Origin of the sequence: Demequina salsinemoris, from assembly GCF_000974805.1 — a bacterium.
GTDB classification, from domain to species: Bacteria; Actinomycetota; Actinomycetes; order Actinomycetales; family Demequinaceae; genus Demequina; species Demequina salsinemoris.
The window spans coordinates 635710-649923 of record NZ_BBQZ01000001.1; the positions used below are offsets into that span (position 1 = coordinate 635710).

Annotated in this window: 8 protein-coding genes; 5 read left to right on the forward strand and 3 right to left on the reverse strand. The window is 69.2% G+C overall.

All coding sequences use genetic code 11. The features are described 5' to 3' along the window. Positions 1-39: 39 nt before the first annotated feature. Both AOP78_RS02930 and AOP78_RS02935 read right to left on the reverse strand, forming a co-directional pair. Positions 40-2037 carry an alpha-1,4-glucan--maltose-1-phosphate maltosyltransferase gene (locus AOP78_RS02930; RefSeq protein ID WP_062201334.1) on the reverse strand — a complete coding sequence of 666 codons (1998 nt, stop codon included), beginning with the start codon at positions 2035-2037 and terminating at the stop codon, positions 40-42. Between the two features lie 71 nt (positions 2038-2108). Next, positions 2109-3125: a LacI family DNA-binding transcriptional regulator gene (locus AOP78_RS02935; RefSeq protein ID WP_062201338.1), complete on the reverse strand. Its 1017-nt coding sequence runs from the start codon at positions 3123-3125 to the stop codon at positions 2109-2111. 196 nt (positions 3126-3321) lie between these two features. On the opposite strand from AOP78_RS02935, the gene AOP78_RS02940 reads away from it, so the two are divergent. The 5 genes from AOP78_RS02940 to AOP78_RS02960 all read left to right on the forward strand — a co-directional run bounded on the left by AOP78_RS02940 (position 3322) and on the right by AOP78_RS02960 (position 11926). Continuing rightward, positions 3322-5346: a beta-galactosidase gene (locus AOP78_RS02940; RefSeq protein WP_062201342.1), complete on the forward strand. Its 2025-nt coding sequence runs from the start codon at positions 3322-3324 to the stop codon at positions 5344-5346. A gap of 152 nt (positions 5347-5498) precedes the next feature. After that, positions 5499-6776, forward strand: a complete 1278-nt coding sequence (locus AOP78_RS02945; protein ID WP_062201345.1) for a sugar ABC transporter substrate-binding protein — start codon at positions 5499-5501, stop codon at positions 6774-6776. A gap of 90 nt (positions 6777-6866) precedes the next feature. Beyond that, on the forward strand, positions 6867-8465 hold the full coding sequence (locus AOP78_RS02950; RefSeq protein ID WP_152659378.1) for an ABC transporter permease subunit: 1599 nt from the start codon (positions 6867-6869) through the stop codon (positions 8463-8465). After that, positions 8465-9358 carry a sugar ABC transporter permease gene (locus tag AOP78_RS02955; protein WP_062201352.1) on the forward strand — a complete coding sequence of 298 codons (894 nt, stop codon included), beginning with the start codon at positions 8465-8467 and terminating at the stop codon, positions 9356-9358. Before AOP78_RS02950 ends, AOP78_RS02955 begins: the two co-directional genes overlap by 1 nt. Before the next feature lie 93 nt (positions 9359-9451). Then, complete coding sequence (locus AOP78_RS02960) at positions 9452-11926, forward strand: glycosyl hydrolase 53 family protein (RefSeq protein WP_062201355.1); 2475 nt, start codon at positions 9452-9454, stop codon at positions 11924-11926. A 91-nt stretch (positions 11927-12017) separates the two neighbouring features. On the opposite strand, the gene glgX is transcribed toward AOP78_RS02960, so the two are convergent. Continuing rightward, on the reverse strand, positions 12018-14174 hold the full coding sequence (gene glgX / locus AOP78_RS02965) for a glycogen debranching protein GlgX (RefSeq protein ID WP_062201358.1): 2157 nt from the start codon (positions 14172-14174) through the stop codon (positions 12018-12020). Positions 14175-14214: the final 40 nt, after the last annotated feature.

A 14214-nucleotide genomic window follows, 5' to 3' on the forward strand; every position in this document is an offset into this window, starting at 1 on the left:
GACAGGGGAGATGCGGCGCGTCGAAGGTGACGGGGGTCGTCATCGGCGCACCGCCGCGACGTGGGCCATCGCCCCTGCGGGGTCGAGGCGCACGTAGAAGTCGCGGCCCCAGGTGAAGGCCGCGCCCGACAGGACGTCGTCGACCAGGAGGCGGGCGTCGTCGTCCTGCCCGATCGCTGGCATGTCCAGGGTGACGATGCCGTCCTGGACGTTGTGCGGGTCGAAGGACACGGCGACGATGACGGTGTCGGGCTTCCCGGTCGGGGACTCGGCGGCGCTCAGGTGCCGTGAGAAGCACAGGATCTGGTCGTTGCTGGTCTTGTGGACCCTCAGGCCGCGCAGCCTGCGCAGGGCCGGGTGGGCCTTGCGGGCCGCGTTGAGCGTGGTGAGCAGCGTGGCGATGCCGTGCTCGTCCGCCCGGCCCCAGTCGCGCGGCTTGTACTCGTACTTCTCGTTGTCGATCTGCTCCTCGACGCCGGGGCGCGGGACGTTCTCCACGAACTCGTAGCCCGTGTAGATGCCGTACGACGGTGAGGCGGTCGCCGCGAGCACCGCCCGCGCCCGGTACAGCGGCGCGCCACCGCGCTGCATGTCGGGGGTGAGGATGTCGTGGGTCGTCGGCCAGAAGTTCGGGCGCATGTAGTACGACGCCTCGCCCGAGACCTCCTCGAGGTACTCGCCCATCTCCTTGGCCGTCGGCCGCCACGTGAAGTACGTGTAGCTCTGGTGGAAGCCGACCTTCGCGAGCGTGTGCATCATCGGCGGGCGCGTGAACGCCTCTGAGAGGAACACGACCTCGGGGTGGCGCTCCGAGAAGTCCGCCATGAGCCACTCCCAGAACTCGAGCGGCTTCGTGTGCGGGTTGTCGATGCGGAACAGCGTGACACCCGCGTCCACCCACACGTCGAGCACGTCGCGGATGGCCTCGCGCAGCCCCACCGGGTCGTTGTCGAAGAAGAGCGGGTGGATGTCCTCGTACTTCTTCGGCGGGTTCTCCGCGTAGGCGATCGTGCCGTCGGCGCGGACCTTGAACCACTCCGGGTGCTCCGCGACCCACGGGTGGTCGGGCGAGCACTGCAGCGCGACGTCGAGCGCGACCTCGAGACCCAGGTCATTCGCCTTCTTGACGAAGTTCCTGAACTGACGCATCGTCCCCAGGTCGGGGTGCACGGCGTCGTGCCCACCGTCCGCCGACCCGATCGCATACGGGCTCCCGGGGTCGCCCGGCAGCGCGGTGAGGGAGTTGTTGCGGCCCTTCCGATGCGTCGTGCCGATGGGGTGGATGGGGGTCAGGTAGACGACGTCGAAGCCCATGTCGGCGATCGCGGGAAGGCGCTTCGACGCCGTGAGGAAGGTTCCCGACCTCCACTCGCCCGTGCGCTTGTTGTGCCTCGCCCCCTCCGACCGCGGGAAGATCTCGTACCACGAGCTCACGAGCGCGCGCTCGCGCTGGACGAGGAGCGGGTACTCGGGCGATGAGGTCACGCCATCGCGCACCGGGTGGCTGCGCAGCACCTCCTTGAGGTCGTCCGTGAGGGCCGCCTCGAGAGTCCTGGTCGGGGCGAGCTCGCCTGAGACGAGCGTCTCCCTCGCGGCGACGAGCACCGCGCGCTGGCGCGCGCTGAGCGACCTGTCCCCGAGCGCGCGCTCGAGCAGCGCGACCCCGTCACCGAGCGTGAGCTCGACATCGACTCCCGCGGGGATCTTCTTGGAGGCGGTGTCCATCCATGTGCCGAACGGATCCGCCCAGCCCTCGATCCGGAAGGACCAGCGGCCCTCGACCTGGGGGAGCAGGATCGCCTCGAAGATCGCGAGGCCGTGGTTGACCTCGGTCATCGGCATGCGCGTGGTGCGACCGTTCGGCTGGGTGATGACAGCGGTCGCGGCGACCGCGTCATGTCCCTCGACGAAGACCGTCGCGCGCAGGGGGAGCGCCTCCGAGATCACCGCCTTGACCGGCCAGCGGCCCTGCTCGAGCGTGGGCTGGACATCGATCACGGGGATCCGTCCGATGGGCTTCTCACCTGGAAGGGCCATGTCTCGAACCTACCGTGAACGCGGGCCCGAGAGAACCTCGGAAGGTCCCGGCTCCAGGCGCGCGACGGCGTTCAGGCGCTCGCGCGGACGATGAGCTCGGCCGGAAGGGTGATCGACTTGCGCATGCCGCCCGCGACCACCTGCTGCAGGAGCGTGACCATCTCCTCGCTGATCTGCTCCCACGGCTGCCGCATCGTCGTGAGCGGCGGGTCGAGGCGCTCCGCGAGGCCCGAGTCGTCGAAGCCCGCGACCGCGACGTCCTCGGGGACGCGCAGCCCCGCCCGGCGCAGCGTCACGAGGGCGCCCGCTGCCATGAGGTCGGAGGCGGCGAAGACCGCGTCGACGTCAGAGGCGCGGTCGAGGATCCTGCGCATGGCCGCGGCGCCCGACTCCTCGCTGTAGTCGCCCTCCTCGACCAGCGCGGGGTCGAACTGGTCGCCGAGCGCGTCGGCGAAGCCCTCGAGGCGATACCGCCCGCCCGGGGTGTCGTGCGGGCCGGTGATCATCGCGATGCGCTTGTGTCCCTGACGTACCAGGTATTTCGCCATCGTGCGAGCCGATCCCGCCTCGTCGACGGACACGTGGGGGATCTCTCCTCTGAACCCGAGAGGGATGCCGCATGCGACGGTCGGGATGCTCGCGGTCACGAGGGTCTCGAGCATCGGATCGGCCTCGTGCGAGGAGATCAGCAGGACCCCGTCGACGTGTCCCGCTCGCACGTACTCGGCGACGTTCGCGCGCTCGGCGTCGTTGCCCGCGACGAGCAGGACGAGCGTCGCTCCGCGCCCGGCGGTGGACTCCGCGGCGCCGCGCAGCAGGATCGAGAAGGTCGGGTCCGCGAACAGCAGGTGCTGGGGCTCGGTGAGCAGGAACGCGATCGAGTTGGCGCGGCCCGTGGCGAGCGCCTGCGCATGGCGGTTCACGGTGTAGCCCGTCTTCGCGATCGCCTGCTCGACCGCCTCGCGAGCCTCGGGGGACACCCAGCGGCCGCCGTTGAGCACGCGGCTCACGGTGCCATGCGAGACGCCGGCGACGGTCGCGACGTCGCGGATCGTCGGCTTTCGCCCGCCGTTGGGAGTGGGTGCCACGGGCACAGCGTAACCGCCTCGTCATCCGTTTGCGACCCTGATAAGGTTTGCGAACTCAGAACGGTCACAGTTGCGTCACGGGCACGTTCCTGACTTGCGCGGCCGGGATTCGCCGAGTAAGACTGTGACCGGTCACAGTCGTCCAGGCTGTGAGAATGCAGTGCGGAAGTACCCCCGCCCGACCCGATGGAGTGTCATGGCAGACAGCAGCTGGCCGCGCGTCGACGCGATCGCGTACGGCGGCGACTACAACCCCGAGCAGTGGCCTCGCGAGGTCTGGCTCGAGGACGTGGCGCTCATGCGCGAGGCCGGCGTCAACCTCGTCAGCGTCGGGATCTTCTCCTGGGCGATGCTCGAGCCACGCGAGGGCGAGTACGACTTCGCCTGGCTCGACGACATCATCTCCCTGCTCCACGACAACGGGATCTCCGTGGACCTCGGCACGCCGAGCGTCTCGCCCCCGGCCTGGTTCTTCCACACCTACCCCGAGGCTCGCGTCACGGACGCCCGCGGCACCGTCATGGGCTTCGGCTCGCGGGGCATGGCCTCGCACGCCGCTCCCGAGTACCGCGAGGCCGTCGCGAGGATGGCGGGCGCGCTCGCGGAGCGCTACGGCGACCATCCCGCGGTGGTCCTGTGGCACATCCACAACGAGTACGGCGTGCCCGTGGCCGAGGACTTCGGGCCGCGCGCCGTCGCATCGTGGCAGCGTTGGCTCAAGGAGCGCTACGTCGACCTGGACGGCCTCAACGCCGCGTGGGGCACCGCGTTCTGGGGTCAGCGCTACGGCGAGTGGGAGCACGTCGTCGCCCCGGCCGCGACGCCGACCATCGCGAACCCCGCGATGAAGCTCGACTGGGCCCGCTTCACCGACGACCAGCTCCGCGAGTGCTTCCTCATCGAGAAGGACGCGATCCGCGAGCACGCGTCCCAGCCCGTCACCACCAACTTCATGGCGCACCAGTCCTGGAACGTGGACCTGTGGAAGTGGGCCGAGCTCGTCGACGTCGTCTCCGACGACCACTACCTGTGGTCGCCCGACCCCGACGCGCACGTCCTCCTGTCCCTCGCCGCCGACCTCACGCGCTCCGTCGCGGGCGGGAAGCCCTGGATGCTCATGGAGCACTCCACGTCGGCCGTGAACTGGCAGGGCCGCAACATCGCGAAGCGGCCCGGCGAGATGCGCAGGAACTCGCTCGCGCACCTCGGCCGCGGAGCCGACGCGATCATGTTCTTCCAGTGGCGAGCCTCCCGCTCGGGCGCCGAGAAGTTCCACTCGGCGATGCTCCCTCACGCCGGCACCGACTCACGCCTGTGGCGCGAGGTGGTCGAGCTCGGCGACGACCTCAAGAAGGTGGCATCCGTCAAGGGCTCGCTCGTCGAGGCCGACGTCGCCGTGCTCTACGACTGGGAGTCGATGTGGGCGCATGAGCTCGAGTGGCGGCCCTCCGACGACCTCCAGTTCAGGGAGCGCATCCGCGCGCACTACGAGCGGCTGTGGCGCGACAACGTCACCGTGGACTTCGCCCACCCGAGCCACGACCTGTCCCGCTACAAGCTCGTGGTCGCCCCGTCGTCGTACCTCATGACGGCCGAGTCCGCCGCGAACCTCACCCGTTACGTCGAGGGCGGCGGCGTCCTCCTCGTCGACGCGTTCGCGGCCGCGGTGGACGAGCACGATGCCGTGCATCCCGGCGGCTTCATGGCGCCCCTGAAGGACGCGCTCGGCGTCACGTGCGACGAGTACCTGCCGTTGCGCGAGGGCGGTTCGGCGGCGGTCGTCATGGACGACGGCACCGAGCTGCGGTTCACCGCGTGGGCAGAGGATCTCAAGCTCTCCGGCGCCGAGGTCGTCGCCACGTACGCGGGAGGTCCGGCCGACGGCGCCCCCGCGATCACGCGGAACGCGCGGGGTGAGGGACACGCCTGGTACCTCAGCGCGATGCTGAGCACCGAGGCGCTCGCGTCCGTCTACGAGCGCGTCTACGCCGACGCCTGGGTCGAGCCCGCCGGGCTCCCCGAGGGCGTCGAGGTCGTCACCCGCCGCGGTGACGAGGAGGACTTCGTCGTGGTGCTCAACCACGGCGACCACGAGGTCCGACTGCCGATGGCCGGCACGGACATGCTCACGGGTGGCGTGCCCGTGAGCGAGGTGACGGTCGCGGGCGGCGGAGCTGCCGTCGTGCGCGTACCCCTGACGGGGCAGGGGGGTGAGGCCTGACCGCACCGCCCGACGGGAATCTCGCGTGGACCAGACGCCTGAGACCGTCACCCCTCCCACCCGGACAACAGGGTCCGGACCCGAAACGCCCATCGCAACGGCGCGATCTCCTCGGAGGCGCGACTCGGGCACACACTGGAAGGAACCAAGACATGCGTACCAAGATCGGCATCGGCGCCGCGCTCGCGACGTCCGCACTGCTCCTGACCGCCTGCAGCGGCGGCGGCGACTCCACCACGAGCGAGTCGGCGTCGTCCTCGCCATCGGCATCCGCCTCCGCGTCGGAGACCTCCGAGGCGATCGACGCCACGGGCCAGACCCTCACCATCTGGGTCGACGAGAACCGTCAGCCCGCCGTCGAGGCCGCCGCGGCGACCTTCGAGGAGGAGACCGGCGCCACCGTGGAGCTCGTCCAGAAGAACTTCGAGGACATCCGCGCGGACTTCCTCGCCCAGGTCCCCACCGGTGAGGGCCCGGACATCACCATCGGCGCCCACGACTGGCTGGGCGCGCTCATCGAGGGCGGTGTCGTGAACACCGTCGACCTCGGCGACAACGCCGACATGTTCTCGCAGGTCGCGGTCGACGCCATGACCTACGACGGTCAGCTCTACGGCATGCCGTACTCGACCGAGGCGATCGCCCTCATCCAGAACACGGACCTCGTGGGCAGCGACGCGCCGGCCACCTGGGACGACATGATCCAGATGGGTGTCGACTCCGGCGCCGACCGTCCCTTCTGCATCAACACCAACGGCGAGACCGGTGACGGCTACACGGCCTACCCGCTCCAGATGTCGTTCGGTGCACCCGTCTTCGTCCAGGAGGGCGGCTCGTACACCTCCGAGGTCGGCATGGGCGGCGACGCGGGCGACGCGTTCGCGCAGTTCCTCTACGACAACGGCGAGAAGGGCACCGGCTACATCTCGACCACGATCGACTACGACACCAACAACCAGCTGTTCAACAGCGGTGAGTGCGCCTTCACCATCCAGGGCCCGTGGGCGCTGGGCTCGTACACCGACGTGAACTTCACCGTGAACCCGGTGCCGTCCGCCGGTGGCGAGGACGCCTCGCCGTTCGTGGGCGTCCAGGGCTTCTACGTCTCGTCGCAGTCGGAGAACGCGCTGCTCGCGAACATCTTCCTGAGCGACTACATCGCGACCCCCGACGCCATGCAGGCGCTGTACGACGCCGACCCGCGTCTGCCCGCATTCGAGGGCGTCGACACCGCCTCGGCCCCGTACCCGGACGCCATCGCCGGCTTCCAGGCCTCCGCCGAGATGGGCGTCCCGATGCCGTCGATCCCCGAGATGGGCTCCGTGTGGGACTTCTGGAACGCCGCTGAGTCGGCGATCATCAAGGGCTCCGACCCCACGGAGACCTGGGACAAGATGATCACGGATCTCACCGCGGCCCTCGAGGGCTGACACACCTCAACCGCGGGGTGGGGCGTGTGAGCGCCCCACCCCGCGCAGGCGGCTCGCGCCGCGCATGATGAACGTATGACAGGAGATCAGATGTCCACCGAGACCGAGGCACCGGCGCCTCCATCCGAGTCGCACGCCCGCCGCTGGAGCGGCATCGGATGGGGCTTCATCGTGAAGCTCGCGCTGATGATGCTCGTCAACGCGGTCGGGCTCGCGATCATCATGGCGGCGTGGGGCATCGAGCAGTGGACCATCCTCTGGGTCTCGGTCGGGCTGCTCGTGGTCGCGAACTGGGTCTACTTCGCGAGGCGCACGCTGCCGCTCAAGTACATCTTCCCCGGGCTCGTGTTCCTGCTCGTGTTCCAGGTCTTCGTCATGGGCTACACCGCCTACGTCGCGACCACCAACTACGGTGCGGGCCACAACGTCAACATGCAGCAGGCCGTCGACGCCGCGCTCATCCAGGACGAGCGCCAGGTCGAGGGCTCGCCCAGCTACCCGCTCGCCGTCGTGCGCGACGGAGACACTCTCGGCTTCGCGGTCGCCATCGACGGCGTGGTGCAGGTCGGCACCGAGGAGCAGCCGCTCGCGCCCGTGGACGGCGCGACCGCCGACGGCTCGGGGATGCCCACCGAGGTGCCCGGCTGGGAGATCGTCTCGGTCAACGAGCTGCTCGGCGATCAGGCGTTGGCCCAGGAGGTCACCGACATCCGGGTCCCGGTCTCCGACAACGCGGACGACGGCTCGCTGCGCACCAGGAACGCCTCGACCGCATCGATCTACAAGTCGACGCTCGTGTGGGACGAGGAGGCGACGACCCTCACCAACACGGAGACCGGCGTCGTCTACACGCCCAATGAGTACGGCACGTTCGTCGGCGACGACGGCAGCAAGCTCACGGTCGGCTTCTACGTCAACATCGGTCTCGAGAACTTCACCAAGGCGGTGACCGACGAGAACTACGCCGGACCGCTCCTCAAGGTGACGGCGTGGACGTTCGCGTTCGCGTTCCTCACCGTGGCCTCGAGCTTCCTGCTCGGCCTGTTCTTCGCGCTCGTCTTCAACGACGATCGCGTCAGGGGCAAGAAGGTCCTGCGCACCCTCTTCATCCTCCCGTACGCGTTCCCCGCCTTCATGTCCGCTCTGCTGTGGCGCGGCATGCTCAACGCGGAGTTCGGCGTCGTGAACCAGTGGTTCTTCTTCGGCGCGGACATCAACTGGCTCGGTGACCCGTGGCTCGCGCGCTTCGCGGTGCTGTTCGTCAACCTGTGGCTCAGCTACCCGTACTGGTTCCTCGTGTGCACGGGCGCGCTGCAGTCGCTGCCGAGCGAGACCACCGAGGCCGCGAAGATCGACGGCGCCGGCAAGTGGCGCATGTTCCGCTCGATCACGTTCCCGCTCCTCATGGTCTCGACGGCGCCGCTCGCGATCGCCTCGTTCGCGTTCAACTTCAACAACTTCACGATCATCTACATGCTCACCAACGGCGGTCCCCGGTTCACCGACGCCTCCGTGCCGCTCGGCAGCACCGACCTGCTGATCTCGGCGATCTACCAGATCTCCGGCATCGCGGGCGGCCGTGCCGACTACGGCCTCGCCTCCGCGCTGTCCGTCGTCGTGTTCGTCGTCGTCGGCATCGTCTCCGCGATCGCCTTCCGCCAGACCAAGAAGCTCGAGGAGATCCAGTGATGACTGCTGCAGCACACGTCGTGGACGAGAAGCAGAGCACCGGTGCCCGTCGTCGCCGCTGGTGGGCCGAGGTCGGCTGGAAGTACCCCCTCGCGGCCCTGATCATCTTCTACGCCGCGTTCCCGCTCGTGTTCGTGCTGTCCGCGTCGTTCGACCAGGGCGGCAACCTGCGTGGCACCGAGCGACTGTTCAGCTCGTTCACGCTCGACAACTACGCGGGGCTGAGCGACACGCTGTTCTGGACGTGGGTCGGCAACACCCTGGTGATCGGCTTCGCGGCGGCGATCGGCGCGGTGCTCATGGGCGCCGCCGCCGCGTACGCGTTCTCGCGCTTCCGCTTCAAGGGACGACGCACGTCGCTCACCGGCCTTCTCATCCTGCAGATGTTCCCGCAGACGGTCGCGTTCGTCGCGGTGTTCCTCCTCCTGCTGTCGCTCGGAGAGGTCGTGCCTGCGCTGGGCATCAACTCGAAGCTCGCGCTGATCTGCGTCTACCTGGGCACCGCGCTCGGCGCGAACACGTTCCTCATGTACGGCTTCTTCAACTCGATACCGACGGAGATGGACGAGGCCGCCAAGATCGACGGCGCGACGCACTCGCAGATCTACTGGCAGCTCATCATCCCGCTCGTGCGACCCGTCCTTGCGGTCGTGGGGCTGCTCGCCTTCATCTCCGCCTTCGGAGACTTCATCCTCGCGAAGATCGTCCTCGTCTCCAACGAGAACTGGACGCTCGCGGTGGGCATGTACCAGTGGGTCTCGGACCAGCTGACGGCACGATGGGGGATCTTCTCCGCGGGCACGGTGATCGCGGCGGTGCCCGTGCTGATCCTGTTCCTCGTGCTCCAGCGCTACATCGTCGGCGGCCTCACGGCAGGTTCCGTGAAGGGTTGACCGCGGGACCCACGGGCGGACCAGCGCCCGTGGGTTCGTCGGCGGGCAGGGGTGCGCGCCGGCACGATCGATGACGATCGGAAGGAACCATCCATGGCACAACGACGTGCGACGGCGGCTGCTGCCGCCCTGACGCTGGCGATCGCCGGCACAGCCCTGGCGGCTACGTCCGCCGCGGGCGACAAGCCCCCGGTGAAGGCCGGGGTCACGGTACACAAGGTGGAGGGGCTGTCGTCGGACTTCATGACCGGCGTCGATGTCTCCTCCGCAGTAGCGCTCGAGGACTCCGGGGTCGTCTTCCGCGATGCTCACGGCAAGGCGCGAGACCTGTTCGACCTCCTCGCCGACTCCGGCGTGACCGACGTGCGGGTGAGGGTCTGGAACGACCCCTACGACGCGGACGGCAACGGTTACGGGGGAGGCACCGTGGACGCCGACCGCGCGCTCGAGATCGGTGAGCGGGCGACCGCTGCGGGCATGGGCGTGGTGGTGGACTTCCACTATTCGGACTTCTGGGCGGACCCGAGCAGGCAGACCGCGCCCAAGGAATGGACCGCCTACACCGTCGCTCAGAAGGCCGATGCCGTCTACGCGTACACGGAGGAGACGCTCGCCGCGATGGCGGACGCCGGCGTCGACGTGACGATGGTGCAGGTGGGCAACGAGACGAACAACGCCATCGCGGGCGTCTCGCTGTGGGCCAGCGCGGACGGCATGGCCGACGCCGCCCAGCTCTTCAACGCGGGCAGCTCCGCCGTGCGGGCCGTGTACCCGGACGCGAAGGTCGCGCTTCACTTCACCGACCCGCAGGACGACGACTACGCCGAATACGCGGCCGCGCTCAAGGCGAACGATGTCGACTACGACGTGTTCGCATCGTCCTACTACCCCTTCTGGCATGGCACGACCGACAACCTCACGGCCGTGCTCAGCGAGATCGCGGCGGACTACGGCAAGGAGGTCATGGTCGCCGAGACCTCGTGGGCGTACACGCTCGAGGACGGGGACGGGTTCGAGAACACGATCGACCAGGCCTCCGAGGCGACGCAGTACTGGGTGAGCCAGCAGGGTCAGGCGGACGAGTATCGCGCCGTGGTCCAGGCGGTCGCCGACGTCGGCGACGCGGGCATCGGCGCCTTCTACTGGGAGCCCGCGTGGCTGCCGGTCGGGACGCCCGACGACCTTGAGGCCAACAAGGCGCTGTGGGAGGAGTTCGGCTCCGGATGGGCCACGAGCTTCGCGGCCGACTATGACGCCAACGTGGGCGAGTGGTACGGCGGCTCGTCGTGGGACAACCAGGCGCTCTTCGGCTTCGACGGCACCGCGCTCGACTCGCTCGGCATGTTCTCCTACGTGCGCACCGGCTCGATCGCGCCGCTCGCCATCGAGGATGTCGAGAACCCGACGGTCGAGCTGACGGTGGGCGACGACATCGTCCTGCCCGACACGGTGACCGTGTCCTACAACGACGGCACCACCGAGGAGCAGACGGTCGAGTGGGACGATGTGCTCGGATGGATCTCCGGCACGGGCACCTTCCCTGTGTCCGGAGTGACATCCGACGGGCACGCCACCACGGCGACCGTCTTCGTCTCGGCGGAGAGGCTCGTCAACGGCGACTTCGAGAACGGGGACACCTCCATCGACCCGTGGTGGGTCGAGAACTGGCCCCACACCTTCTGGCCGCAGTGGGTGAACGGGACTCAGAACGGCTTCGGTGACTGGGCGCTCAACGTCTGGGATGCGTCCGACTACACCTTCAACCTGAAGCAGGATGTCACCGGGCTTCCCGCCGGTGAGTACGTCCTGTCCGCGAAGGCGATGGGCGCGCCGGCGCTGAGCCTCCATCTGTATGCATGGACCGAGTCGGTCTCGTCGCCCGGCGATGACTCGGCGCTGACCGACTGGCCGAACTGGGACACCATGTCGCTCACGGTCTCGGTGAAGGACGGCGAGACGCTCCATGTCGGCATCTACGGCGAAGGTGCGGCGGGCGCGTGGGGCTGGATCGATGATGTCTCGCTCGTCGAGAAGGTGGCGCCGGGCGCGGACACGACCGACCTCGAGGCGCTGCTCGCCGACGCGGACTCGATCGACCGCAGCCTCTACGCCGACTGGTCGCTCGACGCGCTGGACCACGCGGCGGGCATCGCCCGTGTCGTGGCCGGCTCCGACGCTGCCGTGCAGGATGACGTCGACGCTGCGAGCGACATGCTGGCCGCGGCGCTCGAGTCGCTCGTGCCGGCGCCCGACGGCTCGTGCGCGATCGCGGCGAACCCGAACGGCGACGGCTTCCGGGCCGTGATCAAGGTCGCGAACCTCACGTCCGACCCGCTCGACCAGTGGACGCTGACCTGGGGTCTCGGTCCCGGTGACCAGGTCGACTCCGTCACCAACGCCGGCTTCGTCCAGGAGGGGCAGGACGTCACGGTGACGTCGCTCGAGAGGAGGTCGCCGCTTCGGCCCGGCAAGCAGGTGACGGTGACGGTTCGCGGAACGACCCCGACCGATGCGCCGACCTTCGCGGAGCCCGTTCTCAACGGGGTGGCGTGCGAGGTCGCCTCCTGAGGTCCACGCTGATCGCCTGACATGGGAGCGCCCCCGTCGGGTCCGAGAGGACTCGCGGGGGTGCTCCTGCGTCCGTGACGAGGCGGCGCGCTCAGTCCACCTTGGACAGGAACAGGCGCATCGCCAAGGGCTCCATCGAGAAGGTCTCCCCGGGCTGGAGCTCGTCGGGTTCGAGGTCGCTCACGTTGTCGAGCGCGCTGTCCCACGAGTAGATCCACGGCGTGCCCTCGTCGGGCGGGATCACGACGTCGGCGGGGCCGCGCGAGCCGTTGATCACGAGCAGCGCGTCGGGCTCGCGGGGGTCCTGGAGCGACCTCATGAACTGCACCGTGCGCGTGCCGGGGTCCTCCCACCAGTCGTCGTTCTCGTGCGTGCCGTCGGCCTGGAACCAGCCCGCCTCGGGCCGCAGCGGGCTGTCGAGCAGCACCTCCTCGACCGCCTCGTAGAACGCGCGGGGGCGCAGGACCCGGTGCGCGCGCCTCAGCGCGATGAGGTGCGCGATCGACTCCTTGAGCTCGAGCTGCCACGGTTCGAGCCGCCAGTCGAACCACGAGATGTCGTTGTCCTGGCAGTAGGCGTTGTTGTTGCCGCGCTGGGTGCGCCCGAGCTCGTCGCCTCCGAGCAGCATCGGCGTGCCCGCCGCGAGGAGGGTGGTGCCGAGGAGATTGCGCACCGAGCGGCGCCGCGAGGCGTTGACGGTGTCGTCCTCCGTGGGGCCCTCCATGCCGTGGTTGTAGGACCGGTTGTTGTCGGTCCCGTCCCTGTTGTCCTCGCCGTTGGCCTCGTTGTGCTTCCGGTCGAACGCCGTGAGGTCGTAGGCGGTGAAGCCGTCGTGGGCGGTGACGAAGTTGATCGAGGCGATGCAGCCGCGCATGCCGGGCGGGTCGCTGTGGCCGAACAGGTCGGACGAACCCGCGAGCCGGGTCGCGAGCTCGGGCGCGGTGGGATGGTGGCGGTTGCCGTGCGCGCCCGCGCCGGTGGTGAGCCAGAAGGATCGCACCGAGTCGCGGAAGCGGTCGTTCCACTCCGAGAACGGCTGCGGGAAGTTGCCGACCTGCCAGCCGCCCAGCCCGACGTCCCACGGCTCGGCGATGAGCTTGACCCCGCTGAGCACCGGGTCGGTGATGAGCCCGACGAGGAACGGGTGATCGGGCGTGAAGCCCTGGCCCGTGCGGCCAAGGGTCGCGGCGAGGTCGAAGCGGAAGCCGTCGACGCCCATCTCGCTCACCCAGTAGCGCAGCGAGTCGAGCGCCATCTGCGTGACGCGCGGGTGCGCGAAGTCCAGGGTGTTCCCGGTGCCCGTCACGTCGTCGTAGTGCTGAGGCGCGTGGGCCTGCGCGCGGTAGTAGGTGCGGTTGTCGAGCCCGCGCCAAGAGATCGTGCGATCGCCCCAGCCGCCCTCGGACGTGTGGTTGTAGACGACGTCGAGGATCACCTCGAGGCCCGCCTGGTGCAGCAGGTCGACCATGCCGCAGAACTCGTCCTGGACGGCCTGCGCGCCCTTCTCGCGCGCCTCGCGCGTCGCGTACGGAGCGTGCGGCGCGAAGAACGCCATGGTCGAGTAGCCCCAGTAGTTGGTCAGGCCGTCACGCTCGAGGTGCGGCTCGTCGGCGAAGGCCTGCACGGGCAGCAGCTCGATGCTCGTGACGCCCAGGTCCTTGAGGTGCTGGATCGCGGCCGGGTGGGCGAGCCCCGCGTAGGTGCCGCGCAGCTCCTCGGGCACGCCCGGCATCGTCTTGGTGAAGCCCTTGACGTGGACCTCGTAGATGACCGAGTCCTCGAAGGGGACGTGGGGGAGCGGCGTCTGCCATTCGCCCGAAGGCGGGGCGGTCACGACCGAGCGCGGCATGAACGGCGCGGTGTCGATGTCCGAGCGGTTGGACAGCAGCGCCTTGGCGCCCGGCTCCGGCGCCCTGGCCATCCGACCCTCCACGCCGCGGCCGTAGGGATCGAGCAGGAGCTTGTGCGGGTTGTAGCGGTGGCCCTTGCGAGGCTGCCACGGCCCGGTGGCGCGGAAGCCGTACTTCGCGCCTTGCTCGATGCCGGGGATGAACGCGTGCCACAGGCCGTTCTGAGGCCCGTTGAGCGCGTAGCGGGTCTCGGAACCGTCCTCGTGGAACACGCACAGATGCATCGCGGTCGCGTGCGCCGCCATGACTCCGACGGACACGCCGTCCTCGACCAGGTGCACCCCCAGCCTGTGCGGCGTCGGGGACGGTGCGGTCTGCGGGGGCGGCACGAGGGTCATGCCCTCATTGTGCCTGCCGCCCCCGACACGGCGCATATGA

What these genes read in the sequence shown, in the direction of transcription:
- AOP78_RS02930 (WP_062201334.1), bottom strand. Translation starts at nt 2,037, where the DNA reads ATGGCCCTTCCAGGTGAGAAGCCCATCGGACGGATCCCCGTGATCGAT.
- glgX (WP_062201358.1), bottom strand. Translation starts at nt 14,174, where the DNA reads ATGACCCTCGTGCCGCCCCCGCAGACCGCACCGTCCCCGACGCCGCAC.
- AOP78_RS02950 (WP_152659378.1), top strand. Translation starts at nt 6,867, where the DNA reads ATGTCCACCGAGACCGAGGCACCGGCGCCTCCATCCGAGTCGCACGCC.
- AOP78_RS02940 (WP_062201342.1), top strand. Translation starts at nt 3,322, where the DNA reads ATGGCAGACAGCAGCTGGCCGCGCGTCGACGCGATCGCGTACGGCGGC.
- AOP78_RS02960 (WP_062201355.1), top strand. Translation starts at nt 9,452, where the DNA reads ATGGCACAACGACGTGCGACGGCGGCTGCTGCCGCCCTGACGCTGGCG.
- AOP78_RS02955 (WP_062201352.1), top strand. Translation starts at nt 8,465, where the DNA reads ATGACTGCTGCAGCACACGTCGTGGACGAGAAGCAGAGCACCGGTGCC.
- AOP78_RS02945 (WP_062201345.1), top strand. Translation starts at nt 5,499, where the DNA reads ATGCGTACCAAGATCGGCATCGGCGCCGCGCTCGCGACGTCCGCACTG.